The following is a 26,717-nucleotide window of genomic DNA, read 5'->3' on the forward strand; positions in this document are numbered from 1 at the left end:
TAATTAGTTTTTTGCATTAACATGCAACAATTTTTTACGTGCTTTAATATGCTTCAACAAGTAGGCATCCAAGACATAAAGCTTAACATCTTCATCAATCCTCGTCTTGTCATAATAATTCGCGTCCATAGCTTTTATATAATTTATAAATCCTTTAAATGGTATCTTTTTTAAGGTCGTATATCTTTTCAATATAAAAGTTGCATACCTTTTTTTTATGGACACGTATTGGCCTGCGAATTCTATGATAAAAAAATCGTAATTAAGATCTGTATAATAATCAATTGGTAGTAATCCTAATTCCTGCAAAAAAGGAATAGTTCTTTGAAAACGCATTTCACTAACGAAATGAACTCGATCAAAAACATATTTTATTACATCTACCTCAATTTCAGCGACCTCTAAAAATTTTGCAAGGCATAAGCGATGTTGACCACCTATAGTAAAGTAACGATCACCATATTGAACTACAGTTTTAGCTTCTTTTGCGTTGTGGATATGGTCAATAACCTTTTCTTTGGTTGGAAAATTGTCAATGACACGATCTAACCTGCGCAAATCAGTAAAAAATTGTAACCAATAATATCGCCAATCTTTCGGTTTGTGCATAATACAGTTGTAACCATAGGAATAATCAATCCCACAAATCTTACGGGGATCTATTTTTTCCGTAAAGGTTCCTGCAGATCTGAAAAAATGAAAGTTTTTGATATGGCTGAAATGGGCTACGACGTCGTCGTGCCAATTCTGTTCATCAAATTTTGGATGTAGGTTTCTTAACCATTCTATTCGCTGTTCATCCGAATACTTGTAAGGCATTAACAAAGGCTTTTTATTGACAGAAATATACTGAAAATTCTTTCTCGAAGTATAAAAATGATTCAATAAATAAGTCTTTTATTATGTCGTAGTTTAAAACTACGGGAAGCACATTAATTGGTTTGAAATTGGTATCTGTTTACAAAACAAAAAGCTAAGTTTTTCTAACAAGGTGGGCTAATTCCGGGTCGTTCTCAATTCTCGAAAGTTCACTTGCAATAATTTTTGAAACATCAAGTTTGACCTGGCGATAATTTTGATCAATTTCTTTGTCCATTCTGTCCTCGCCAGTTTCTGAAATAAAAGAACGGATCTCTGGAATAGGCTTATAGTTTTTACTTTCTAAGGCCACCTTTTCCGTATCTACTACGATTTGGGCATGAAATATTTTTTGCTCTATTTTCTCACCAAAATTGTCAGCAACTGCTCCCACAAACATTCCCTGGGAAAGAGTAGATATTTTAGACGCAGGAATCAGACTGTCTAATTGTGTTGATATAGATGTACTGGTATCATTTCTGTTGATAGATATCGATTGACGTTTTTGGACAATCTTTCCAAACCTTTCTGAAAGTGTTTTGGCGGTTTCACCAACGACCTGACCTGAGAATATATTTCCGACGGTATTGAGTATAACTTTCGCTTCCTTGTCACCATAATCCCGGATCAATTGAGAGAAATCCTGAAAACCAAGACAGACAGCCACTTTATTGCTTCGGGCTGTTGCGATCAGGTTATCCAATCCACGGAAATAAATTGTGGGAAGCTCGTCAATAATAACGGAACTTTTAAGTTTTCCCTTTTTATTTATCATTTTTACGATTCTGGAGTTGTATAAGCCAAGGGCAGCCGAGTATATGTTCTGTCTATCTGGGTTATTGCCAACACATAGGATTTTGGGTTCCTTCGGATTGTTTATGTCCAATGAAAAATCATCCCCGGACATAACCCAGTAGAGCTGTGGAGAGATCATTCTTGATAGCGGGATTTTAGCGGAGGCAATCTGGCCTTGTAGTTGATCTTGTGCCCCGCCTTCCCAAGCATCAAGAAAGGGACTAAGGTAGTTTTCAAGCTCAGAATAACTTGTTAGTATTGTAAAAATATCAGCATATTTTTTATTAAGTAGTTCGATTGCGTGCGGAAAAGTGCAGAATTTACCATTATCATAAATCTTCAAAAACCAGATGATCGCTGCTAGCAGGATGATTGGTGACTCAACAAAAAAATCCCCTTGTTTCTGAATCCACGTCTTATTAAGGTTTAGCATGATGGTGTACGATGCTTCGTATGCATCAGAGATGTCGGTCATGAATTTAGGATTTAAGGGATTGCAGCGATGGCTTTTGCGTGGATTATCAAAGTTGATCACATAGAATTTGGGTTTTACATCGTACTTGTCACTGTGCTTCAGGAGATGGTTGTAAGCAATTAGTGAAAGATCATCAAATTTGAAATCGTAAATGTACATCGAGAATCCTTTTTCGATATGTTGCTTAATGTAGTTGTTGACTATAGCGTAGCTCTTACCACTTCCGGGAGTACCTAGTACGATAGATGCGCGAAAGACGTTCACCACCGATATCCATCCGTCATTCCATTTTCCACGAAAATAAAATTTTGTCGGCAGGTTAACGGAAAACTCATTTTCTAAAAGCTTTGTCTCCTGCATGAAGCTTTCGTTTTCATAATTGAAAGGATCATCCATCAATTTGTTTTTAAGCAGCCTACTCATCCATAATCCAGCAACCATAAGCAGGATAAAGCCTGCAGATGTTGAAACCATATATAGAATGCCTGATATTTCAATAAGCGGGAAATTGAGTAAGTATAGTATTGATCCACTAAATAGACATGTATTGATATTTTTCCACTTAATTTTTTCGTTTTTCACGCCTTTAGTTCCCAGACAGCTCAGTGCCAATAAGATTAGGGCAAACAGTTTGCTGTATATTGAATTAGTAAATAAACCAGAGGTTTTTTGGAAATTTTTGAGAATTCGCTCGACAATTTCGAGCGTCCATCCCTGTTCAAAGAAAAAGGAGTAACAGAACCAGTAGAAATTCATCAAAACTAGGAGAATGCTTACAGCTCGCATGAAAGCCATAATTTTTGCGAGGCCTCTTAAATCGTCTTCTTGCATATATGAAAAGTTTCACCATAGATATTAGTCCTGACGAACAATTTTTCTGCTAATGCATAAGATGGTACACATTTGCCTATAACTTCCAATACCTTTGAAATATTGTACGATTTAGATTAGCCATTAAGTTTTTTATCTGCGATAAAATTCCTATAATTAGACTGAATTTCGGAAGTGGATTATGTTTGATACTATAGGACAATTTGAAGAACAGTTTAATAAACAGGTATTCAGAATCACCTTTAAAAATCGTGATTTTCAAGTCGTATTATTGAAGAGAGATTTGACTAAGAATATGTCGGAATTTCAGATACTCTTGGATGGTCTGGTGCAGAGACTAAAAAAGGAAAACGGCAAATGGAATTTTGAACATGGTGAAGATCAGGATTTAGCCGAAGATATCTGGCGTCAGATTGCTCTTAGATATAGATTCTAATTTGGCAGTAGCTCTGAAAGGAAAAATAATACCAAAATATTTTGCTATATTTGTTTCGAGCTTTACAGAAGCTTGCCACTTGTCATAGCGAAGCTATTTTAGCACTGTATCTAACTTTATATACCACTTTAACAAATTTCTTGTAAGGGGTTTTGGCTGACAGGTGACATCATTTCTATGCAAGATATATTGTTAAAACATGGAAAAAAAAGTAAATGGGCATACTGCTGATTATATTAAGCGTATCGCAAAATCTATTAAAAAAAATCAGAATATTTCTCATCATGAGGCTTTGGAACTTGCCTCAAAACAAAACGGATTTCATAGCTGGAAACATTTTCAGAATTTATTAAATAAATCTGATGTTCCTTCTTTGGTTTATGAGATGACTGAGATAAAGGAGTTAACCTTAAAGACAAAGAATCCCTATCGGAATCTATTGATAGCAGGATTAAATGAACTTCTAAAACAAAACAAAGATCTTTTGCAGTTTGACAAGAATAAGAAGGAAGATGAAGGGTACATTTTTGTAAATTTGTTCGGATTTCAAAGCGTCGTAATATGGAGAGAGATCAGTTTTGGAGAAATATCGTTAGCAGTTTGGTGGAAATATGATCACTCTAGGCATCCTCAAGCTAATCTTACAGGTAATGCTCGAGAAAACTTTCGAGATACCAGCCCTCTTGCAAGTAAAACAGAATACAAAAAATTTGTTGGCGTAGTAGTTCATGGATGGGTTGAAAGAGCAACAGGGAAATATATTCAAGGTTCAGGTGGTGATTCCATCATTAGGGACTATGTAAGAAGGGGCGAAAAAGCTGAATTAGAAAAGTTGCCGACTGTACAACCAAATGGCTTCCAAGCCGAAGGTCTGTTCTTTGTGTAATATGTTTTCAATTGCTTGCTATTCCTTTTTATAGGAAATGTATTTCATAGGTAATAAGGAAGTCCGAATTTAGGACTTCCTTTTTTTTAGTTTTGTAGAAATATACTGCTTTGACTCTGTTATAGAGTAGGATGCGCGATGTCGTCCCACATATTTTAAGGATTATTTTTGATGCTACTGCTTATCTTTTGCGCTTTCTCTTTTTTTTCATGTTAAACTCAAATAGATGTTCTTCTGGATCTTCTGTGATCCCATGAAGTAGAAGCTGATCAAGAAGTCCCCAATCACTAAAAACAGATCCGTTATTTATCATAAAGTCGAATAGTGGATGGAGCGAATAGTTAGCTGATCTTGATTGCTTTGAAGTGTCTTTTTTTTGTGAATCATCTATATATTCTACTACTATAGGACTTTGGCTACTTGAAAACAGCGCATTGAATGAATTTGCCGAAAATTCCTTACCGAGATGAGAGCCATTGAATACGTTGCGCGAATTATGATCTATAAAGCTAATTCCGTATAATCTGCCTTGATCATTTCTTCGGATCACTAGATTGATCCCGTGGTCTATTAAATACTCTTTAAAGTCCTTTTCACTTCGGGCTATACTAATGGCTTGCGCAATGATATTTTTGCTTTTTTCTTTAGTTTCTGCAGCAAGTTCTTTACTTTTTATAAAATGTGTTTGAAGTGCTAGGAGTCCTGCTTGTTTGCCGAAAAGGGATGCTTTGAAGGGATTGGTCACCTTTTCTCCATTTTTATCCAATGCGAAATACATTAAACCTTCCTTTACATCACCATTATATTCCTTTTTTATAGGTTCGACGGCGATATTAAATAGTGATAGCAATGCATTATAGCTACCAAGGCTTTGAAAATAATAGTATTTGGATATGTATCTCACAACAGCCGAAATTTGGCTTTTAATATTACCTTTAGTATGGTCTACTGGTTGGAAAGTAAGACTTTCATTAAAACTTTTCTTTTCGTCGGCACCTGCTAAATTGTATTTTTTTTCAATATTGCGACAGATTTCCATTGATCTTCTCTTTTCAAAAACATCGGATATTTTGATTCCATTTTTGTCCACTGTTGTTGAAACAATATGGATGTGGCTGCGGTCGATATCATTATGCCTAAATACAACATAAGGTTGATCGCTATAGCCCATTTTTCGCATATATTCCTCTGCAATTCTGACATAATTTTCATCTGATATTATATCAATGGGATCAGGATTTAGCGAGATATGGATTGCCGTCTTTTCTGTTTTTTTATTTGCAGCTAAATTGGCCATGAATGAGGATAGTAGCTGCGGAGTCGTATATTCTCCACTGGGAGTTTCGAACATATTGTTGAGGTGTAAAATTGTACCAGCATTTTGATGAATCTTGGAGAGGTTATAATTTAAAGCACCATATATATTTGATCCGCGACCTATTTTTGCAATCATAGTTTTTCTTTTTTAATGAGATATTCAGCTTCAAACTTTTTGCTGAGCAGTAAAACTTCGCGGCAGATCCCGGCCAGATCTCTGGTCTGCTGTTCAAGCTTTCCGAGATAATGAACGGTTTTCTTATCGCTAAAATTAGTGTGCAGGATCTTTACGATCTGATTGTAATTGACTCCAATTGCACGGAACTGTGCAAAAAATTGCGATAATTTAGTGCAATAATCGATAGCCCCTTGATCTACAATAACTGAATTAATCCTTCTTTGAAAAAGTACGGAAACGATAAACTTCGCTCTATTGTCAAGTCCCGACTGCTCAAATAGGCTAAGAAATTTTACATTTTCTTTATCCGTAAGCCTAAAAACGTATCTATGAATCGCTCTTTCAAGTTTAGGTTTTCGACCTCCTTTACCATTTGTTGTCATATCCTTTTTTTTCAGAACTTACTATAAAGTCAAGTATTGTTTTATTGGCTCGCTACTGAAAACCTATATTTTCCTAAAAATTCATAGAAATCAGCTAAAGCATTTTAAAGGTAATTCCGACTTCGGAGGATTTCCATACCCTCGGCAGAGCAAGTAGTTTTGGGGCACAAAACGAGTTTTGAGGCACTCAAAACACAACTTGCTGTTACCTTTGGGGTAACATGTTTTAGTATACTATATATAAGATCTATGTAGTAAAACTTCTTGTTTTTTCAATAAATTTAATAAGCAGCTAAGAGGTGAACATAACAACTTGCCAGTCATTCGGTCTTTACGGAGCATTTGTCCTCTTAGTATGCTTTTATGTTGCGGGGCACCTGTTGGGATGTTAGACTTCGGGTCTGTTAACAGCTTTAGTGGTGAGCAACTTTTAGTACTAATTAATAAAAAATCACTGTTATGGAATTTAAAATTTATGTAGGTATTGATGTTTCCAAATTGACATTAGATGTATTTATTCGAGAAAAATTGTCACATAAGAAATTTAAAAATGACAAAAATGGCTTTGAATCTCTCCTTCGATGGTTAGAAAAACAAACAGCTACTGCATTTGAATCTATCCTGATTTGCTTTGAACATACTGGGCTTTATTCATTACCATTGGCGGTTTATCTTGAGGAAAATGATATTCCGTATTCAATGATTTCTGCATTGACTATTAAACGGTCTCTTGGTATCACAAGAGGAAAGAATGATTATATTGATTCCAGACGAATTGCTGACTTTAGTTATCGTTATAAAGACAAAATATCATTAACAAGACTTCCAGCGCAAGATATCGCCAAACTACAATCACTGCTTACCTTAAGGGGAAGACTGTCTGTTACCTTGGGACGATTTACTGTTTCAAAGAACGAAGCAGCGAAATTTATGGGAAGAGATGGTACAGAAGAGCTTTTTCTCGTGTATGACAATATGATTTCGACAATAAAAGAGCAGATAAAGAATTTGGAAAGATCCATTAAAGAGGTTATTGGAAATAATGAAAAATTAAAACTTTCTTATGAACTAGTTACTTCAGTAAAAGGAGTTGGTTTAATAGTAGCTTGTTATCTAATTTCGTATACACATAACTTCACCCGTTTTAGTACTTGGAGAAAGTTTGCTTGCTATTCTGGAATAGCACCATTTGATCACCAGTCGGGAACGAGTGTAAAAGGTCGAACACAGGTAAGCTCTATTGCTAATAAGGAGATGAAGAGGATTCTTCATTTGGCAGCTATTTGTGCCATCCATACTGATGCTGAGATGACAGAATATTATAGTCGGAGGCAAAATGAGGGAAAACATAAAATGACAATCATCAATATTGTCAGAAACAAGATTGTATCTCGTGTTTTTGCTATTGTGAAGCGTGGGACTCCATTTGTGGACCTTAAAAAGTACGCTTCCTAGATATTAAAAAACCTATCAGCATACATTCTCTCGGTTAAAGTGTTTAGCTGATAGGATTGGCATGTTTTTAATATAAAGTAAACAATTCAGTTAGTTATTTAGCTGTAATATTTCTTTTGCAACCAAAGACTAGCTCTAACCAGTAGGATAAGTACAGGGACTTCAACTAATGGTCCAATGACTCCCACAAATGCTTGTGGAGAGTTGATACCAAATACAGCGATAGCAACTGCAATGGCCAATTCAAAATTATTTCCTGTGGCCGTAAATGCAATTGAGGCATTTTTGTCATAAGGGACTTTCATCGATTTATTTACAAAAAAACTTACGAAGAACATAAGGACAAAGTAGATAACTAATGGTATCGCCACTTTGATTACGTCCATTGGAAGCTCTACTATTTTTTCACCTTTTAAGCTGAACATTAAGACAATCGTGAATAACAAAGCATACAATGTAATCGGGGAAATTCTCGGAACAAATTTTCTATTATACCATTCGATCCCTTTTGATTTTACTAAGATGTATCTGCTTAAGAATCCAGCTAGAAAAGGAATACCAAGATAAATAAGTACACTTTCTGTAACATCTTTCATGGATACGCTGACATTGAAATTGGCAAGACCTAATTTACCAGGCAGCACATTGATAAATAACCAGACAAAAAAGCTGTAGGTAAATACCTGAAAGATACTGTTTAAAGCTACCAACAGAGCAGCATATTCTCTATTTCCTTTTGCTAAATCATTCCATACAATGACCATAGCGATACATCTTGCTAATCCGATAAGGATTAATCCTATCATATAGTCTGGCTCATTTCTCAAAAACAAAATGGCTAGAACAAACATTAAAATTGGTCCTATAACCCAATTTAGCAATAGTGAAATACTGATTACCTTTTTATCCTTAAACGCTGTTGGTAAAAGGGAATAGTCCACTTTAGCTAGTGGAGGGTACATCATTAAGATCAATCCAATTGCTAATGGGATATTGGTTGTACCCACGGATAAGGAATCTGTTATCTTTGAAATATCAGGGAATAAGAAACCTAAGCCCACGCCGATGGCCATAGCAAGAAATATCCATAAGGTCAGGTATCTATCAAGAAATTTTAATTTTGGTTGCATACTATTTTAATTTAATCCTATTGTTTTACTTCTTCTTTCCATAATTACTGTGTCACGCCAGGTACCTCCAAGCTTTCCTATTTTTTCACGGTGACCTATTATTCTAAATCCTGTGCTCTTATGGAGAGCTATTGTTGCTTCGTTTTCTGGAAACATTCCACTCTGTAATGTCCATATTCCATTAATCTCACTTTCGACTATCAATTTTGCCATGAGTGCTTTTCCTATTCCTTTGCCTTTGTGGTCATTGGAAATATAAATACTCACTTCAGCCACCCCGCTATATACACAACGATCACTAACCGCAGATAACGCTGCCCATCCCACAATGATATGGTCAATGACAGCAGCAAAACGGCTATGCTTTAATTTGCTTTTGTCCCAATGTTCCCAATTAGGAACTGAGGTCTCAAAAGTCGCATTTCCAGTCTCGAGGCCCTGTCTATAGATTTCTGCGATTTCAGGAAACTGTTCTTTACCAAATGAAATTATGTCCATCCTATTTTTTTATTTGTGAAAAAACATAAAACATCTCTGCCGCTATCTGTAAACTTCGTTCTGCGTAAACCTGAGTTTGTTCCGGAGTATTGTCAGAAGCTTTAGGATCATCGTATTTTACAGGAAATCTTGCCTCTGCTCCAAATACAATCGGACAACCTTCATCCGCATTGTTGCAGGTCATTATTGCCCCGAATTCACTCTTTGGATTAAACTCGTTGTTATATTCTTTGGAGAAACAGATTACAGCTGCTTCATTTTGTGCGTATTTTACCGCATAGACTGGATTTTCAGTCTCGCCGAGCTTTTGGATTTGAAAACCTTGGTTTCTTAACGTTTCTGCTACCTTTGGAAACATTGCTGTTGCTTCAGTTCCACCTGAATAACAATATATATTCTTAACTCCAAAATGATAAGCCATTGCTTGCGCCCAGATCTGTGATAAATGACTTCTTCTGCTGTTATGCGTACAGATGAAATTTAAACGGATTGTCTGGTCAGTTTCTACCTTACCCTGTACGTAATCAACTAAAGGTTGTAAAACTATTTTTCTTTCTTCAGAAATTGTATCGATTGAAAGTGTTTCAATACTTTTTAAAATTGTTTGGTTCATGTCTAAAACTTTAAATTAATAGCCTCTTCTTAAATTTTCTGCATATTCATTAGGTAGTGGGCTGTTTTCCACTGCTTGTGCCGCTTTTTCAATGTCATAATCAAATCGAATAAATTCAATCTGGATACTATCTTTGTTCAACACAGAACTATTGTCATTGATCGTTAACATGACATAGGCTCCTCGCACATCATTATCTTTTGGTTTTCCAACAGAACCGATATTAACTGCATGGCGATAATGCGGAAGATCCTCAGTACCTGAGTTTAAAATACGGTGATATGGTTTGTGGGTATGTCCGAAACACATAATATCTGCATCTGCCTGCTCCATGATCCTAAGCATGCTTTTTTCCTCCCGGTCTTCAAATAAATACTCATTTATTTTTCTTGGGCTGCCATGTACTAAAAGAAGGTTTAATTTGTCTTCATTCAGCTGAAACTCAACTTTGATGTGTGCAGGAAGTGTTCGCAAATAGGAGCGTTCATCGTCCTTCATAATGGAGTTTGTAAAAGAAATGGAAATGTTACCATTGTCTTTTTCACTATCAGTCTTATAAGCGCAACCGCATTCGTTGCTCATACGTCCGATACCAAAATCATAATTTCCAGCAATAGTTGGTATTTTCCTTTTGCGGATTTCATTGACCACTTCGTTAGGCCAAATATTATAACCTACGAGATCTCCCAAACAATAAATACTATCCGGATTATGGATTTCTACATCTTTAAAGAAAGCTTCCAGTGCAGGTAAATTAGCGTGAATATCACTGAATAATGCAATTTTCATTTTAGTTATTTTGATTTAAAAATTCTTCAATTTCAAGAATGGTCTGTTTTGCTATTCTGTTTACTCCTATTAATGTTGCGGAGGCGTAACCAGTCCAGTTGCCATATCCTACAAACCAGAGTCCTTTCATTTCTAAAGACTTGCTTTCGTCTGTTTTTGCGATGCCTTTTTCGTCTGTTTTTATTAATGATTTCAGATAAGAGGTATTGTAACCGAAGCCTGTACACCAAATAATGGCATCAAATTCCTCTTTTTCACCATTATTCCAAATTATTCCTTTATCGTATAGCTGATGGAATGTACCACTTGATACCAATACACCTCTTTTTTTAGCTTCCTTAACTGTTGGAACCATTACGATATTGCCTAAATTGTATTGTGAGGAATCAAATGGTTTTCCTTCTTTTTCGGCCTTGTATCTGGCGGATGCCACAGTAAACAAATAATACCCATCTACTTCATCAGGTAAAAATTCAGGTTCCTTTTTGGTTGACCATTTTACAGTGGTAACTTTTGAAAGCTCTGCAACAATTTGTGCCCCTGAATTACCTTCGCCTACTACTAATGTTTTCAGTCCGATAAATTTTTCAGGGTTCTGATATTTTCCTGAATGAATTTGTAAACCTTTATAATCTTCTATTCCATCAATCATTGGGATAAATGGATTCTCCCAAGTTCCGGTTGCTGAAATAACTGTTTTGGTTTTAAAACTCCCTTGAAGAGTATGAACGTAAAATAAACCTTCATTTTTTTTAATTTCAGTAACTTCAGTACTTCTTTGAACATTCAGTTGATAATGTTCTTCATACTTGCCCAAGTAATCTATTACTTCTTGTCTTAGCGGAAACTGATGTTCAGATTTAGGCATTAACCAACCAGGTAAGGAACTATACTCTCTTGGAGAAAAGAGAGTCAGACTATCCCAGGTATGGAGCCATGCACCACCTGGAACAGCCTGTTTATCCAGTATAATATATTTCAGTTTTGCTCGTCTCAGGTAATATCCACAAGCTAAGGCGCTCTGTCCCCCTCCAATAACAATAACATCAAAAATTTCTTCCATTGATTTATTTTTTATATTGTTTAGAAGTTATATACTACACTCTCGGAATAATTAACAACAACCGCCTCCTGGTGTACAAGAACTACTTTGATTTACCGTTAATTCAGAAAGGTTTTTATTTTGCTTCTCAGAAGGAATACCACATGCGTCCTGAGCCAAACATGCTGTTGTTTTACTTTTCAGCACAAATGTTTTTCCATTGAACTCAAGATCGTATTTACCGATGGTATCACTTTGGTATTCCACCTCAATTTCAGAGTCTTCGATTCCTAATTTCTCCTCAGAAAGTCTGATAATATTTAATAATTTTCCAGGTTTTAAACGATGTTCATAATCATCCGCATTCCAAAGCTGAAAGTTTACAGCTTTTTCATCACGGATTACACCACCACAATCAATAAATTTTTTATTGATTTGGCCAACTTCGGTTACATGGAAGTGTTCCGGTACAAATGTTCCATTTTCTAATTGAAATTCAACATTTTCTAATGTTGGAAGGATTTCTTTGATTTCTGATAATTTCATTGTTTTATTTTTATAGTTATAATGCAATATTGCGATATTTTATGTCAAAATTTTTTAGCAGCATTTGAACTGCATTTTACTAAAATAAGTTCCGAATTTTAGGTTGTAAACCAATAGATGTAGTAAACTTATAATAATCGCTCCTGGCAATAGATTTATTGCTATTGATTTGAATATATGAAAGCTTTCAACCTGTTGAAAATTAGTGTTAAAGGTGATTCCAGACCCTTCAAGATTGATCTTGATTACCAAGAGTACAGCGATTGCAGCAAAATGGAAACCATTCACAACAAGATGTATAATGTATTCCCAACGTGGCAGGCCGCCCATAAATTTTCTGCTGTCTTTTTCAACATATGCGTCCAGTAGCAATGTAATGATGTCAGCCACTGTTAAAACACAACCGAGCAGAAACAAGCTGTTGTTTTCAATATTTAAAAATAAGGAAGTAAGAATGCCTGTAAACAAAATCGCTCTAATCGTATGGGTCAGGTGTTCAAAACGGCTTTCTTTGTGCTGATAGAGGCGATATTTGTACAAGTGAAGAAATACACCATCAAATACTGCCAGTAGCGAGTAGCTGATCAGTAATATTGAAGAGATAATGAAAGCTGTTTCCATTTTCTTAACAACATTTTTGATTAGTTACTGTGAAGATTATTTTGGAAAAATATTCTTTCAGGATATCAAAAGTATTTTCGTCGATACAGTAGCATACTGAGTTCCCTTCAATGCTCCCTTTTATTAATCCCGCATTTTTTAGTTCCTTTAAATGCTGAGATACTGTTGGCTGCGCCAATGGTAGTTCATTCACAATATCTCCGGTTATACATGTATTGACTTTCAATAAATATTCTATAATAGCGATCCTAGCAGGATGTCCTAAGGCTTTAGCAATAACCGCAATCTGGTTCTGGCTTTCTGTAAAATGATCTGTCTTCGTAGCTCCCATATTTAAATTATTATATTGCAATATTACGATATAAAAAATGAAAGACCAAATTTTTAATGAATTTTTTCACTTTTTATTTGGATATAACTTAGGATGCTCTGTTCTTGGGAACAGATATGAGAAAGAATAGAATAAAGCTCGCATCATAAAGAGCTTTAGGAAACCGTAGGTAAAAAGAGGAAAGGTAGTAAAACTTCTGCTTAACAGCTCTTACAGTTGCCTTCTTTTGCATACGGCATGTGGGTAGTGACTATGGTTAACTTAGCCAGTTACAAACCAAGTAATTGTAAAAGCATAAAAGTGTTAGGTTTTAAAAATGTAAAAGCATAAAACTAAAAAAACGTAAAACTATAAAAGGGTAAAAGGATAAAAACGGTAAAATATGAAGTCATAAATGTTGGTAGATTTTTTACCAGTTTACAAAATTCTAAGAAGTATGTATGATTTACAGATAAGATGTGAGTATTTATATGAGGCCCTTTTTAAACTCGTATAACTGACTCTACATATATTTTACTATGCATCTGTAAACTAAGGAAATTGCTCTTTAATAAAACTTTAAAAGTAAGAAGCTATAAAATAATATAATATGGAAAAAAAGAAAGAACCTTTAAAGGTAAGCATTTATGCGCAAAAGGGGGGAGTGGGTAAATCTACGATGACGATATTGCTAGCGAGCGTTCTGCATTACCGCCTTGGATATAATATCCTGGTACTGGATTGCGATTTTCCGCAATATAGCCTGATCGGTATTCGTGAAAGAGATAAACGTACGGTAATGGAAAGCGATTTTCATAAAAAACTGGCGGTTAAACAATTCCATACGATCAATAAGAAAGCTTATCCAATCATCAAGTGTAAGGCGGAAAATGCACTTGAAAAAGCCTTTGAATATTGTGAGACAAGTTCTGTTAAGCCGGATATTATTTTTTTTGATCTCCCGGGCACCGCCAATACACACGGAGTCATCGGTGCTTTAAAAGGAATGAATTTTATTTTTTCACCTATTACTGCTGACCGGCTTGTTGTGGAGAGCACACTCGCATTCAGTGAGGTTTTTCTAAAACTCCCAGCAAAGAATTTAAATGCCATTGAGCAATCTTTATACTTATTCTGGAATCAGGTTGATGGCAGGGAAAAGACAGGTCTTTACGAATTATACCAAAGCGTAATAGAGGAGCTGTCGCTACGTATTATGCAGACGCGGATCATGGACAGTAAACGCTTTCGTAAAGAAATTGATGATACAGGTAATTATGTGTTTAAATCGACCCTGTTACCTGCTGATGTGCAAATTTTAAAAGCCACACGTGTGGACCAATTCGTTATAGAGTTTCTAAAGGTAATTCATACGTAGGATGGCAATAAAGAAAGATCGTAAAGAGTTTGAGAAACCCATCATAGATGAGGAGTACTTGATGAACATCATGTCTGGTGACGAACCTTTGCCTGCGACAAATTTGGAGAAGGGTATGGACAAAAATACAGATTCACCGGCTAAAGTTGAGAAATCCAGGACAAGAACTGGCAAAAAGATGGATTACGAAGGGTTATTTCTTGTAAACCGCTTTCCCAGTGGCAGAAGTGGAAAGGTTGTCTATATCCGATCAGAATATCATGAGCGGCTATTGCGAATAGTGCAGTTGACCAGGGAGGATAAAGTAACGCTGTATTCATATATAGACAATATATTGGAAAATCATTTCCGAGAATATGGAGATGAGATTACTGACTATTTCAATAAAAAATTTAAACCAATTTTATAAGATGAAAAAACAAAAAAATCAAGTTGAAGTTACCGTAAAGCTCCATCAGCAGGTAGCGTATGAAAATGTGAAATATGAATCACTATTCCTATCAGATAGCTTCATGGATAAGCGTGGAGATAAGAGCATCTATGTTAGCGGTGAGCATCATACCAGATTATCGAGAATTGCGAATGTAATAGGTGAGGATAAAATACCTTTATATGCGTTGCTTGATAACATATTGAGGCATCATTTCGCGCTATTTGCGGAAATCCTAGTGAAGGAATTCAACGACAAATCAAAACCCCTTTTCTAAGATCATGGAGGGTTTAATGCAGATTGTAATATTGTTTTGCCTAATTGTCGTGATTATACTATTGTTGGTTGACAAGGTTAGGTTTATGAAACCTCAGCGGAAAATATATCGAAAGGTTGAGCAGGAAGCTGAACCGCATGTCATCGGTAGGGTAGCAATTCCTGAAAAGGAAAATGCACCCGTCTGGCTTGCCAACAGGAAAAAGCTGATTGAGCAAATGTTAGTAAATAAGGTGGATGAGGGTAACAACGATTCAATCGAAAATGACCAGGAAGAAGAAAGTGCCTCTAAGTTTAATATAGAAGACCCTGACGATTCCGATGATATTCCACCGGATGATGATCGGTTTGGACAGGCAGTTTCCTTAAATGAACTAACAAAAGTTGGGAACCTGTTGCAGAAGGATAGTCTGGATGCAGCGCAAGAAGAGGAAACTACGAACATCATCCAAAAAATTGAGGGAACAGAATTTCTTGCTATGATGCAACTGTCCATTGATGGAGCTTCTCAGAAGATTGCCAGACTTTTGGATAAGTCGTTATCGGAAAAACATGTTTTTATTCCGAAAGAGGACCAGAATACTGCACTGGACAATTTCGATATCGGGGACTTTATTTGATTCTGAATTTGAAAGGCACTAATTAGTAACAATAAATAAAGCAACAATGATAGCAAAGGATGATCCTGATTATATAATTGAAGAATACAAAGGTCAGATAATCGCCAGTCATAAAAATAATGTTTCACAAAAATCAATTGACAATATTATCATTGTTTATGATAAGCTTGATTTTCCCGACTATGGATTTTACATCGGACTTGATGATTCAAAAAGTATAGGCTACAGGAAAATGGAACCTGTTAATATCGAAGATGCTAGAAATTATATTGATTGGTTATCAGAAGTGACCAATAAAAAAGATTTTGAGCAAGATAGGTCAGTTTCTGTTCCGATGCCAATAAAAGAAGTTGTGGGCCAGATCTTATCTGAGGTCGCTTTGAAAAGGATGGAAAATAAAGATGCGCAGTCCCTAATTAAATCCCGGAAAAAAGGTAGGGGGATGTGATGAGATATTGATATATATTATAGAAATTATGGAAGTGAACCTACCTGAAATTGAAATATGTGATACTATATTTCAATTTGATATTGATAATTTAGTTTTAATTGAAAAAAATGATCCAAATAATCTCCTGTTTTTCAACGAAATGCTTGACCATCTTACGCATTACGAATTTTTTTACAGTAAAATCAATAAAAATACTCCTACAGAAAGACGTTTGGGGCCCGCAGATGATATATTTAACGAATCCGAAAGAAGTAGGAAAGAATTTGCTAATTCATTAGTAAAAGTGAGAGTTCCAAGAATTGCTGAGATTGATCCGGAAGGTATGATGCTAAAATACAATTGTAGCCTGGATGACATTAAAAATAAAACTGATTTTGACATTATAGTAGATCAGGGTGTTCTCAGACGAAGGCTCTCCGGAGAACGTGTTAAAATCGATATTGCGGGTATTGTTTATGAAATAGATGCTATTACTAATTCACTTCGACCAGTAAATGGTACTATAGATAGAATCAACCTAGCGGAGTATCGAGATGATTATTTTATTGATAATGAAAGTTGCTATTACTTAGACTGTAATTTGAATGACGGCCGTATCGTCGATCTGCTTCGAGATCAAACGGTCGAAAATTTAATAGAATATAAAGTTCCGGACCTTACAAATTTAGATCCAATTGCTATTATCAATAATCTTCATTTTCTTTCAGATCTTGAACTTTATTATCAAGATCTTAAAATGTCTCATGTAGCCGAACCATTTCAACAACGGATTAATGGAAGTGCGTTGCTAAACAGTGATTTTAAAGTTAGAAATCCAGATCTGAAGACCCTGATTTTGATCTCTGATCATGATCCTAATTTTACGCTAAAAGAATACCGAAATTATATTATTGCAAGTAGTAATGAAAGTCGCCATTTTGATAAAGACCTCACTGTAATCTTTGAAAAAAACAACAAGCCCGAAAATGCGCAGGTAATCATCCCATCTTCTAGACAGTCTACTAACAATAAAGAGCAAGGTATAAATGAAGCAATGAAGCATATTGATATTCTTGTTGATAATCCTAATATTATATCCAATATCTCAGTATTGAGTAATGCTCTTTCCATAAATCAATATCTTGAACTGTACCATTCGCAAGGTAAAATAGAGGCGAAAAAATTCCCGAAAAATGAAAAATCAACAATTGAGAATCCCCGGAAAGGGAAGCAGCCAAAATTTTGAATTTAGATATTTTTGATATTAGATAGGAAAACCACGGAAAAATAGTACCTCAGTCTTCTATAATTAACTAAATATTTTGTGTTACGGCAGACTTTAGCTCAACAATTACATTAATAAAAAATAATAAAATGCTGAGTTATGGAAAAAGAACTACCGATCTATACAGATCCAGATTACGGAATTGAGTTTATCGTTGATGTGGAGAAATTCGAATTTCGAGAAAGGGCTAATCCAGAAAACCGCTACAAATTGGAGGATATGATCGATCTGGGGGAAGCAGGATACCGCTTTGATCATTTCGACAAGACAAGTAGACAGGATTTAACCATAATTCCTCCGCAATTTGTTACACTGGCCCCAGAGCAGATGGCAGAGAAATACAATAAAGCTGTTGAGGAAATCCTTTTACTGAGCGATTTTGAGCTTATGGTCGATCAGGAAGCATTAACAAGGCGCATTAAAAATGGTGAGCTGCCAACAATTGAAATTGGTGGCCATATCTTTTATGCAGATGCCCGGATAGATCTTTTACGGCCCAAGGATGATTTTTCGACGATGGGGATAAGTTTTGATGATCTGGAGGACTGGTATGTTGACGAAAAAAATACCTATGCATTTCCGTATAACCCTCAAACACATGAAATAGGGAAGATCGAATGGGATAAAGTTGTAGAATATCCAAAAGACCTATTATTTGTTGAAATACCATTTGTGAAGACCCTTGATCCCGTAGGGTGGAATCGAAAATGGGGGTGGGGGAAAATAGAAGGCTTAAAAGAAACGGGGCTTCGGCTTGACTTTAAGGCCGATGTGATCCCGTGGAATAAGTCAGGAATCGATCAAATTATTTCTGAAAATAAACTCAAACAACCCATCAAGGATGCAGTAAAAAAAAGATATGAAAATAGAGAAAATAAGAAGGGACGGAAATTGTAGCAAATAATAGTACAACCGCCAGACTTTTCCAGTCTGGCGGTTTTTTTTGTGTTTTTCCAAAGCCGATTAGGACATCAACGGCAAACTTAGTACGTCTGATACCACCTGCTTCCAAATTTGATCTAATCTCGAACACCTTTGTTTCCAAGCCCGTAGAAACGGGTATTACAAACTTAAAATGTAATGAAACATGAAAAAATCAAGACAAAAAATTTTGCTTGGGTTGCTGTTGATTTCGCTTGTCAGCAATGAGGTATTTGCACAGGGAAATGGCGCTGCGGGCATTCAAGAGGCGACACAGATGGTCACCAGTTACTTTGATCCCGCGACCAAACTGATCTATGCGATCGGTGCAGTGGTTGGGCTCATCGGAGGCGTTAAAGTGTACAATAAATTTAGTTCAGGAGATCCCGATACCTCCAAGACAGCTGCGAGCTGGTTTGGGGCATGTATATTCCTGATCGTCGCAGCAACTATCTTACGATCATTTTTCCTTTAGGCTAACGCTATTAATTTTTTTCAATTATGACAAAAAATAAGATGGTGACGCCATTGACATACTATGGCGGAAAGCAACAGTTAGCCAAAATCATTATTCCGCTCATGCCCCCACATTATACCTATGTTGAGCCGTTTGTTGGTGGAGGCGCTATATTCTGGTCAAAACCCAAGTCTGAAGTTGAAGTGATCAACGATTGCAACCGTGAGCTGATCAACTTCTATGAGATTGTCCGAAATCAGTTTGTAGACCTTGAAAAAATGATCCGGATTACACTGCACAGCAGGTCGCTTCATAGCGATGCGCTCGTGATCTATAATAATCCTCATCTCTTTGATAAGTTACAACGTGCCTGGGCAGTATGGGTGTTATGCAATCAGTCTTTTAGCGCAAAGATCGGCGATTCATGGGGATACGATGTACGTGAGCAGACCTCTTCCAGAAGAATGAGCAATAAGCGCACTTCATTTTCCGAGCAATATGCGATTCGTCTGCAAAATGTTCAGATCGAAAATACGGATGCCATTAGAATTATCAATTCGAGAGATCATGAAAAGGCATTTCACTATTGTGACCCGCCCTATTTTAATAGCGACTGCGGTCATTACGATGGATACAGTAAAGATGATTTTGAATCTCTGCTTTTGTGTCTATCACATGCAAAGGGAAAATTTCTTTTGAGCAGTTATCCAAGTGATATCCTTAACAAATTCAGCCGGGATTTTGATTGGCACACTGTACAAATGCAGAAAGAGGTGCTAGTCGATAAACATTCGGGAAAAGTGCCAAAGAAAAAGATTGAAGTACTTACCGCCAACTATGACCTAGCGATAGTGCAAGGAACCCTAAATTTTAAATCTTAAGAACATGAAAACCTTTAACATTAATAAGGGAATCGGCTGTACAGTTGAATTTAAGGGGTTGAAAGCGCAATATCTCTTTGGATTTGCCGGAGGATTATTATTGGTGCTTATCCTCGTAATGGTGCTGTACATGGCAAACGTAAATATGTATCTCTGCCTCTCGGTGGGCTTTCTATCTGCATCGTTGATCGTTTGGAAAACTTTCAGCCTGAACAACAGGTATGGTGAACATGGCCTGATGAAGCTAGGTGCGAAAAGAAAGCACCCACAGTATATCATCACGCGTAAACCTGTGCAGTCTTACCTAAATTCTCCTACAGCTAGAGGTGAGAATAATCAAAATTTTAACGCTAAATCTTAAACGATATCATGAGAAATATTTCTAAGACCACAACTTTAGAAAGCCGTTTTCCCCTTCTTGCAATTGAGAACAATTGCATCATATCGAAGGAAGGAGATCTTACGGTTTGTTTCCGGGTACGACTACCTGAAATTTTCACGGTAGGCACGGATGTGTATGAATCTATTCATTCTTCGTGGTGTAAAGCGATCAAAACTTTACCAGATTATAGTATCCTGCACAAGCAGGACTGGTACCTGAAAGAGCAATATCAACCGGACCTAGAAAAAAATGAACATAGTTTTTTGTCACGCTCCTTCCAGCTCCATTTTAATGAACGTCCCTTTTTAAACCATTACTGCTACGTTTTCCTGACAAAAACGACAAAGTCACGGATGCAGTCGCAGAGCAATTTCAGTAGTTTGTGCAAGGGTAATCTTGTGCCTAAGGAAATACGGGATAAAGAAGGAATGAGACGTTTTCTGGAATCGGTCAGCCAGTTCCAGCGGATTATTAATGACAGCGGTCATGTAAAAATGGATCAGATCGGTGAAGGCGAAATTTTGGGTGCTGATGGGCAGACAGGAATTTTGGAACAGTATTTTACGCTGTCCCGCGAGAATAATCCTGTTTTGCAGGATATAGCATTAGGAGTGGAAGAACTTAGGATCGGTAGCAAAAAAATGGTCCTCCACACCTTATCAAATACGGATGATCTTCCCGGAACCGTATCTGACTGTAGCCGTTATGACAGGCTTTCCACAGATCGAAGTGATTGTATGCTGTCCTTTGCAAGCCCTGTTGGACTGATGCTGAACTGTGACCATATTTATAATCAGTATTTGTTTATTGATAACAGTTCAGAAAACCTAAAGAAATTTGAGAAGTCTGCCAGGAATATGCACTCTCTGGCACGCTATAGCAGGGCAAACCAGATAAACAAAGAATGGATCGAACGTTATCTTAATGAAGCACATTCTCACGGTTCACCCTCGATTAGGGCACATTATAATGTATTTGCATGGAGTGAAGACCGCGAGGAACTTCGAAACCTGAAAAATGATGTCGGAAGTGCGCTAGCTCTCATGGAATGCAAGCCCCGACATAATACGGTTGATGCGGCCACTTTATTTTGGGCGGGTATTCCTGGCAATGCAGGTGATTTCCCCGCCGAAGAATCCTTTTATACCTTCATCGAACCAGCATTATGTTTTTTTACGCAAGAGACAAATTATCAGGATTCGCTGTCGCCATTTGGGATTAAGCTTGCAGATAGGCTGACAGGGAAACCGGTACACGTAGACCTCAGTGATTTGCCGATGAAAAAGGGGATTATCACTAATAGAAACCGTTTCATTCTAGGGCCATCTGGGGGTTGGCGGGTTATTCTTAACTGAATAGCCCGCCAGCCCACCCAAAAAATGGAAGTGGAAAATCATTCTTCACCAATCATATGGTGAGACAGTATTATGAGCAAGGAACTCATGTACTATTAGTAGATACGGGTAATTCATATCAGGGATTATGCGAGCTCATAAAAGGTAAGACAAAAGGAAAAGATGGCGTGTATTTCACATATACTGAAGAAAATCCGATTTCATTCAATCCCTTCTTCACGGATGATAATGTGTTTGATATTGAGAAAAGGGAGAGCATCAAGACTTTGATCCTCACCTTATGGAAGCGGGACGATGAAGCCCCAAAACGAAGTGAAGAAGTAGCCTTGTCGAACGCTGTTTCCGGATATATCGAACGGATCAAAAATAATAGCGAAACGCCTTGCTTCAATGGATTCTATGAATACGTCAAAATTGATTATAAAAAGGTGCTACAAGCGAAAGAGGTGAGGGAAAAAGATTTTGATCTGGCTAACTTTTTAAATGTTCTGGAACCATATTATAAAGGTGGAGAATATGACTATTTACTTAATTCAGATAAGGAGCTTGATCTTTTGAACAAACGATTTATCGTATTTGAAATTGATGCGATAAAGGACCACAAAATACTGTTTCCGGTGGTAACGATTATCATCATGGAGGTATTTATCAATAAGATGCGCCGGTTAAAAGGTATCCGTAAGATGATTTTGATAGAAGAGGCGTGGAAGGCCATAGCGAAAGAAGGAATGGCAGAGTACATAAAGTATCTTTTTAAGACGGTAAGAAAGTTTTTCGGTGAAGCAATTGTAGTCACACAAGAGGTGGACGATATTATACAGTCTCCGATTGTAAAGGAAACTATCATCAATAATAGTGACTGCAAGATTTTACTCGACCAGCGGAAATACGCCAACAAATTTGACGACATCCAAAAAATGCTCGGACTGACTGAACGGGAGAAATCACAGATACTTTCAATAAATCAGGATAATGATCCTTCAAGAAAATATAAAGAGGTATGGATCGGTCTGGGAGGAACACACTCCGCAGTTTACGCCACAGAAGTTAGCCAGCAGGAATACTTGGCATATACTACAGAGGAATCGGAGAAAATGGAAGTGATGGATTTAACCCATGAAATGGGCGGCGACGTGGAAGCAGCCATCAAAAAGATTTCGCTTCGGAAAATCAAAGGGCTTTCGCCCACAGACAATTTAAATATTTAAGCAATCCTAAAAATAAAAAAAATGAAAAATCTATTAATGACCGTGTTTATGGTGATGGCCATTACCATATCACAAAACGTAAAGGCTCAATGGGTCGTTACTGATCCCACTAACCTGGCTTCCGGAATTTTGAATTCAGCGAATGAAATCGTGCAAACCTCGAGCACAGTAAGCAATGTGGTCAAGAACTTCAATGAAGTCAAAAAAGTATATGAACAGGGCAAAGAGTATTACGACAAGCTTAAAGCAGTCAATAACCTGGTTAAAGATGCTAGAAAAGTTCAGCAGACCGTTTTACTGGTCGGGGATGTAAGCAACTTATACGTCAACAATTTCGGAAAAATGCTTAATGATAAGAATTTTTCTGCCGCCGAGCTGGTTGCGATAGGAAATGGTTATTCCGCATTGCTGAACGAGAGTACGGAACTGCTGAAAGAACTTAAGCAAATTGTGAGTTCAAGCAGTCTTTCGCTGAATGACAAGGAGCGTATGGAGATTATTGACCGCGTATATAAAGAAGTTAAAGAATATCACAGCCTTGTAAGATATTATACCAATAAAAATATTTCTGTAAGTATTCTTCGTGCTAGAAAGCAGAATGATACCAAGCGTGTCATGGACCTTTATGGAACCGCAAATCAGAAATATTGGTAATTAATATTTAGTCTTATGGAATTTAACAACTTACATGAGATCTTACGGGGTCTCTACGATGAAATGATGCCTTTGTCGGAAACGATGGCCGTAGTAGCAAAAGGGGTTGCCGGATTAGGAGCCTTATTTTATGTTGCTTTAAAAGTATGGCAGGCATTGAGCAGGGCAGAGCCAATAGACGTTTTTCCCTTGCTGAGACCCTTTGCAATAGGACTATGTATCATGTTTTTTCCGACCATTGTGTTAGGTACTATCAATGGTGTGTTGAGTCCGATCGTTAAAGGAACTCATTCGATGCTGGAAGGACAGGTTCTGGATCTCAATACCCTGCAGCAGCAGAAAGATATTCTTGAAAAGGAAGCAATGCTTAGAAACCCGGCTACCGCATATCTGGTCTCCGATGAGGAGTTTGACAAAAAGCTCGATGATCTAGGCTGGTCATTTGATGACATAGCAACGATGGTCAGTATGTACCGTGATCAAGCAGTCTACAATATCAAACAGGAAATTAAAAAAGAACTAAGGGAAATCCTCGAACTTCTTTTTCAGGCTGCGGCACTGGTCGTGGATACTATACGGACTTTTTTTTTAATAGTTCTTTCGATACTGGGGCCAATTGCATTTGCCATATCTGTATGGGACGGATTTCAGAGTACGCTTACCCAGTGGCTCAGCAGATATATCAGTGTTTATCTTTGGCTTCCGGTCGCTGATCTATTTAGCGCTATGCTGGCAAAAATCAATGCCATGAGTGTGCAACGGGACATAGAGCTATTAAGTGATCCTTCATTTGTCCCTGATCCGGAGAATAGCGTTTACCTGATTTTTATGATTATCGGAATTGTAGGATACTTTACTATTCCTACCGTTACCAGCTGGATCATTCAGGCCGGCGGAGCAGGCAATTTTACCCGCAACGTTAGTCAAGCGGCAATGCGTACAGGAAATGTCGGTGCAGCAGCGGCTGGAGCGGTAGTGGGGAATATTGGCGGAGAATTACTTGATAATAAAAGTGGTGGACAAAAAAGCAATTGATTATGGAATTCAGAACGCTAAGAAATATAGAAAACAGCTTCAAACAGATCAGGCTATACGCAATTGTCTTTGCAATACTGTGTCTTGTGGTGGCAGCCTTTGCCGTGTGGAAATCTTATTCCTTTGCTTCGGCACAACGGGAGAAAATATATGTCCTGGATCAAGGAAAATCGCTGATGCTGGCGCTGTCACAAGATGCAAGCATAAATCGCCCCGTAGAGGCACGTGAGCATGTTAGGAGGTTCCATGAGCTCTTTTTCACACTGGCACCAGATAAGGCAGCGATTGAAAGCAATATGAAACGGGCATTCGATCTAGCGGACAAAAGTGCTTTTGATTATTATCGAGATCTTTCGGAAAAGGGTTATTATAACAGGGTCATCTCCGGGAACATTCAGCAGCGAATTGAAGTAGACAGTGTTATCTGTGATTTTAATACTTACCCTTATTCTGTGACCACTTACGCCAAGCAGTTTATTATTCGGTCCAGTAATCTAACCAGAAGGAGCCTTATAACGTCCTGCAATTTACTCAATAGCGTTCGGTCAGACAGCAATCCACAGGGCTTCCAGATTTTAAAGTTTTCAGTCCTTTCCAATAAGGATGAGGAAGTAATAGAGCGATAGATGTAAAATTTAGAACATGAAAAATATTAGAACAGCAATTGATAATGAGCTTGATAAGCTCGATTTAAGATGGCGGAATTTACCAGTCAAAAAGCAGATCAGATATGTACTTTATCTATTCGCATTCTACCTGCTTATGGGTGTAGGTGTACTTGTCAAGGTCTTTTATGATCTCGGCAGAGGTGATAAAATTGACATTAGTCACATCGAAGTACCGGCTGTGATTCATAATGAATCCTCTCAGAAAGATTCGGTCACAAATTCTAAACATATGGAAAATGGAAGATAAAGAGAATAAGCGAGTAAGTTTTATTGTGGATGATGATTCTGCAGAAAATTCGCAAAGCAGTTCCTCAAAAAATGATAAGCTTAAAAAGCCCATCATTTTTGGCCTGATGGCCATCGTTTTTATCGCCTGTCTTTACTTAATATTTAAGCCTAAAAATAGTGGTGAGGAAAATAAAGATAAAGGGTTAAAAAATGCCGTGCCCGAGGCTACCGATAAAGGACTGCAGGCCGATAAACAAAAAGCATATGAAAAAGAGATGGTTGAGGAAAGGGAAGCGGCAAAGCGTAATTCACTGATGTCTTTGTCAGATTATTGGAGTGGTGCAGACACATCGGTTAACGTTGAAGCTCCAGTTTCGAAGGTTATAGCAGGAAACTCTGAGGGATATGGGATCGGCAGTGGACAGAATAGTTCCTTGAGCAGTTATCAGAATGCTCAGCAAACTCTGGGCTCTTTTTACAGGGATGATGACCGTGAGAAATTGGCGCTACGTAAACAGGTAGATGAACTCAAAGATAGGCTTTCAGAAAAAGATGTACCGCAGGCACCTACGTATAAGGATCAGCTCGCATTAATGGAAAAATCATACGAAATGGCTTCGCGCTATCTTCCGGCAGCTAATGCGGGCCCCGTAAGCCCTACGGTCAATGTTAGTCAGAATATGGATTCAACTGCAGTTAAAACAACTGCTTTACCAGGCAAAAAAGGGAAAACCGAAAGTATGAAGGCAGACAAAAAGAGTGTGGTCTCAGCCCTCTATCGGGAAGAGGACGCATCGGAGACTTTAAATGGGACCAGTGAGCGTAACATGGGGTTTATAACGCCCGGACAGGTTGCCCAAAGCGATATTGTCAGCAACAGTATACATGCAATGGTGATGGAAACAAAAACAATATCAGGCGATGGATCACTAAAGTTGAGGCTATCCGAAAATGCAACCATCGGCGGACATCATGTTCCCAAAGGAACAGAACTCGTTGCCGATACCAAATTTCAGGGAAACAGGTTGCAGCTAAAGATTAGCGCAGTTGAAGTATCTGGAAATATAATTCCGGTTGAAATCCTTGTTTACGGCACGGACGGTCAGCTCGGATTACTTGTCCCACGAACAGATGAGATCAATGCCGCAGGAGAAATCGCGGCTAACATGAGCCAGAGTTCAGGAATGAATATTTCGATGTCACGTTCTGCGGGCCAGCAGGTTGTCGGTGATATGACTCGGGGCCTGATACAGGGCGTTTCAGGTTTTTTTTCTAAGAAGCTGAGAGCTGTTAAGGTAACGGTGAGAGCAGGGCATCCAGTACTGCTTTTGACAAAAAAGTAATAT

General features: G+C 37.5%; 30 protein-coding genes and 1 pseudogene. 19 read left to right on the top strand and 12 right to left on the bottom strand.

All coding sequences use genetic code 11. The annotated features are described in order from the left end of the window. Positions 1-3: 3 nt before the first annotated feature. Both BGP15_RS24210 and mobC read right to left on the bottom strand, forming a co-directional pair. Positions 4-609: a hypothetical protein gene (locus BGP15_RS24210; RefSeq protein WP_286770868.1), complete on the bottom strand. Its 606-nt coding sequence runs from the start codon at positions 607-609 to the stop codon at positions 4-6. 364 nt (positions 610-973) lie between these two features. After that, positions 974-2,959 (bottom strand): conjugal transfer protein MobC, encoded by a 1,986-nt coding sequence (gene mobC / locus BGP15_RS24215; RefSeq protein WP_286770869.1) that lies wholly within the window; start codon positions 2,957-2,959, stop codon positions 974-976. A gap of 181 nt (positions 2,960-3,140) precedes the next feature. On the opposite strand from mobC, the gene BGP15_RS24220 reads away from it, so the two are divergent. Further along, positions 3,141-3,395, top strand: coding sequence for a hypothetical protein (locus tag BGP15_RS24220; RefSeq protein ID WP_286770870.1), 255 nt, complete (start codon positions 3,141-3,143; stop codon positions 3,393-3,395). A gap of 199 nt (positions 3,396-3,594) precedes the next feature. Then, positions 3,595-4,281 carry a hypothetical protein gene (locus BGP15_RS24225; protein WP_286770871.1) on the top strand — a complete coding sequence of 229 codons (687 nt, stop codon included), beginning with the start codon at positions 3,595-3,597 and terminating at the stop codon, positions 4,279-4,281. A gap of 181 nt (positions 4,282-4,462) precedes the next feature. Here BGP15_RS24225 and mobB read toward each other — a convergent pair whose 3' ends face one another. After that, complete coding sequence (gene mobB / locus BGP15_RS24230; RefSeq protein ID WP_286770872.1) at positions 4,463-5,734, bottom strand: conjugal transfer protein MobB; 1,272 nt, start codon at positions 5,732-5,734, stop codon at positions 4,463-4,465. Beyond that, positions 5,731-6,159 (bottom strand): conjugal transfer protein MobA, encoded by a 429-nt coding sequence (mobA, locus tag BGP15_RS24235; RefSeq protein ID WP_286770873.1) that lies wholly within the window; start codon positions 6,157-6,159, stop codon positions 5,731-5,733. The genes mobB and mobA overlap by 4 nt, the downstream gene beginning before the upstream one ends. A gap of 459 nt (positions 6,160-6,618) precedes the next feature. On the opposite strand from mobA, the gene BGP15_RS24240 reads away from it, so the two are divergent. Continuing rightward, positions 6,619-7,614 (top strand): IS110 family RNA-guided transposase, encoded by a 996-nt coding sequence (locus BGP15_RS24240; RefSeq protein ID WP_286770874.1) that lies wholly within the window; start codon positions 6,619-6,621, stop codon positions 7,612-7,614. Between the two features lie 98 nt (positions 7,615-7,712). Here BGP15_RS24240 and arsB read toward each other — a convergent pair whose 3' ends face one another. The 8 genes from arsB to BGP15_RS24280 are packed head-to-tail and all read right to left on the bottom strand — an operon-like array spanning position 7,713 to position 13,184. Further along, complete coding sequence (arsB, locus tag BGP15_RS24245) at positions 7,713-8,744, bottom strand: ACR3 family arsenite efflux transporter (RefSeq protein WP_286770875.1); 1,032 nt, start codon at positions 8,742-8,744, stop codon at positions 7,713-7,715. Between the two features lie 6 nt (positions 8,745-8,750). Then, positions 8,751-9,242, bottom strand: a complete 492-nt coding sequence (locus BGP15_RS24250; RefSeq protein ID WP_286770876.1) for a GNAT family N-acetyltransferase — start codon at positions 9,240-9,242, stop codon at positions 8,751-8,753. Between the two features lies 1 nt (position 9,243). Then, positions 9,244-9,855, bottom strand: a complete 612-nt coding sequence (locus tag BGP15_RS24255) for an arsenate-mycothiol transferase ArsC (RefSeq protein WP_286770877.1) — start codon at positions 9,853-9,855, stop codon at positions 9,244-9,246. A 15-nt stretch (positions 9,856-9,870) separates the two neighbouring features. After that, positions 9,871-10,644 carry a metallophosphoesterase family protein gene (locus BGP15_RS24260; protein WP_286770878.1) on the bottom strand — a complete coding sequence of 258 codons (774 nt, stop codon included), beginning with the start codon at positions 10,642-10,644 and terminating at the stop codon, positions 9,871-9,873. 1 nt (position 10,645) lies between these two features. Then, the gene (locus BGP15_RS24265; RefSeq protein ID WP_286770879.1) at positions 10,646-11,707 is read right to left on the bottom strand and encodes an ArsO family NAD(P)H-dependent flavin-containing monooxygenase; all 1,062 of its coding nucleotides are present in this window, start codon (positions 11,705-11,707) and stop codon (positions 10,646-10,648) included. A 51-nt stretch (positions 11,708-11,758) separates the two neighbouring features. Beyond that, positions 11,759-12,232: a DUF6428 family protein gene (locus BGP15_RS24270; RefSeq protein WP_024566235.1), complete on the bottom strand. Its 474-nt coding sequence runs from the start codon at positions 12,230-12,232 to the stop codon at positions 11,759-11,761. 54 nt (positions 12,233-12,286) lie between these two features. After that, the gene (locus BGP15_RS24275; protein WP_286770880.1) at positions 12,287-12,853 is read right to left on the bottom strand and encodes a hypothetical protein; all 567 of its coding nucleotides are present in this window, start codon (positions 12,851-12,853) and stop codon (positions 12,287-12,289) included. 4 nt (positions 12,854-12,857) lie between these two features. After that, on the bottom strand, positions 12,858-13,184 hold the full coding sequence (locus BGP15_RS24280; RefSeq protein WP_286770881.1) for an ArsR/SmtB family transcription factor: 327 nt from the start codon (positions 13,182-13,184) through the stop codon (positions 12,858-12,860). Between the two features lie 589 nt (positions 13,185-13,773). Between BGP15_RS24280 and BGP15_RS24285 the strand changes: the two genes are divergently transcribed. From BGP15_RS24285 to traM, 16 genes and pseudogenes are all read left to right on the top strand, one after another. Further along, entirely contained in the window at positions 13,774-14,541 is a 768-nt protein-coding gene (locus tag BGP15_RS24285; protein ID WP_286770882.1) for a ParA family protein, read from the top strand. A 1-nt stretch (position 14,542) separates the two neighbouring features. Continuing rightward, the gene (locus BGP15_RS24290; protein WP_286770883.1) at positions 14,543-14,950 is read left to right on the top strand and encodes a DUF3408 domain-containing protein; all 408 of its coding nucleotides are present in this window, start codon (positions 14,543-14,545) and stop codon (positions 14,948-14,950) included. Between the two features lies 1 nt (position 14,951). Beyond that, positions 14,952-15,248: a DUF3408 domain-containing protein gene (locus tag BGP15_RS24295; protein WP_286770884.1), complete on the top strand. Its 297-nt coding sequence runs from the start codon at positions 14,952-14,954 to the stop codon at positions 15,246-15,248. A gap of 85 nt (positions 15,249-15,333) precedes the next feature. Then, a complete protein-coding gene (locus tag BGP15_RS24300; RefSeq protein ID WP_286770885.1) occupies positions 15,334-15,867 on the top strand; it encodes a hypothetical protein in 534 nt (177 codons plus the stop codon). Between the two features lie 46 nt (positions 15,868-15,913). Next, on the top strand, positions 15,914-16,315 hold the full coding sequence (locus BGP15_RS24305; RefSeq protein ID WP_286770886.1) for a hypothetical protein: 402 nt from the start codon (positions 15,914-15,916) through the stop codon (positions 16,313-16,315). A gap of 28 nt (positions 16,316-16,343) precedes the next feature. After that, positions 16,344-17,543 (top strand): hypothetical protein, encoded by a 1,200-nt coding sequence (locus BGP15_RS24310; protein WP_286770887.1) that lies wholly within the window; start codon positions 16,344-16,346, stop codon positions 17,541-17,543. A 138-nt stretch (positions 17,544-17,681) separates the two neighbouring features. Continuing rightward, positions 17,682-18,479 carry a hypothetical protein gene (locus BGP15_RS24315; protein ID WP_286770888.1) on the top strand — a complete coding sequence of 266 codons (798 nt, stop codon included), beginning with the start codon at positions 17,682-17,684 and terminating at the stop codon, positions 18,477-18,479. 190 nt (positions 18,480-18,669) lie between these two features. After that, a complete protein-coding gene (locus tag BGP15_RS24320; RefSeq protein ID WP_286770889.1) occupies positions 18,670-18,978 on the top strand; it encodes a DUF4134 domain-containing protein in 309 nt (102 codons plus the stop codon). Positions 18,979-19,004: 26 nt separating this feature from the next. Further along, positions 19,005-19,841 carry a DNA adenine methylase gene (locus tag BGP15_RS24325; RefSeq protein ID WP_286770890.1) on the top strand — a complete coding sequence of 279 codons (837 nt, stop codon included), beginning with the start codon at positions 19,005-19,007 and terminating at the stop codon, positions 19,839-19,841. Between the two features lie 4 nt (positions 19,842-19,845). Continuing rightward, on the top strand, positions 19,846-20,202 hold the full coding sequence (locus BGP15_RS24330; protein WP_286770891.1) for a DUF4133 domain-containing protein: 357 nt from the start codon (positions 19,846-19,848) through the stop codon (positions 20,200-20,202). 8 nt (positions 20,203-20,210) lie between these two features. After that, positions 20,211-22,786 (top strand): annotated as a pseudogene (locus BGP15_RS24335) (TraG family conjugative transposon ATPase). Positions 22,787-22,807: 21 nt separating this feature from the next. Beyond that, positions 22,808-23,440, top strand: a complete 633-nt coding sequence (locus tag BGP15_RS24340) for a DUF4141 domain-containing protein (protein WP_502688444.1) — start codon at positions 22,808-22,810, stop codon at positions 23,438-23,440. A 15-nt stretch (positions 23,441-23,455) separates the two neighbouring features. Beyond that, complete coding sequence (traJ, locus tag BGP15_RS24345) at positions 23,456-24,475, top strand: conjugative transposon protein TraJ (protein WP_241282560.1); 1,020 nt, start codon at positions 23,456-23,458, stop codon at positions 24,473-24,475. 2 nt (positions 24,476-24,477) lie between these two features. Further along, positions 24,478-25,101, top strand: coding sequence for a conjugative transposon protein TraK (traK, locus tag BGP15_RS24350; RefSeq protein ID WP_286751676.1), 624 nt, complete (start codon positions 24,478-24,480; stop codon positions 25,099-25,101). A gap of 16 nt (positions 25,102-25,117) precedes the next feature. Beyond that, entirely contained in the window at positions 25,118-25,390 is a 273-nt protein-coding gene (locus BGP15_RS24355; protein ID WP_286770892.1) for a nitrogen regulatory IIA protein, read from the top strand. Beyond that, a complete protein-coding gene (gene traM / locus BGP15_RS24360) occupies positions 25,380-26,714 on the top strand; it encodes a conjugative transposon protein TraM (RefSeq protein WP_286770893.1) in 1,335 nt (444 codons plus the stop codon). Before BGP15_RS24355 ends, traM begins: the two co-directional genes overlap by 11 nt. Positions 26,715-26,717: the final 3 nt, after the last annotated feature.

The organism is Sphingobacterium sp. 40-24 (assembly GCF_001899705.1).
Classification (GTDB): Bacteria; Bacteroidota; Bacteroidia; order Sphingobacteriales; family Sphingobacteriaceae; genus Sphingobacterium; species Sphingobacterium multivorum.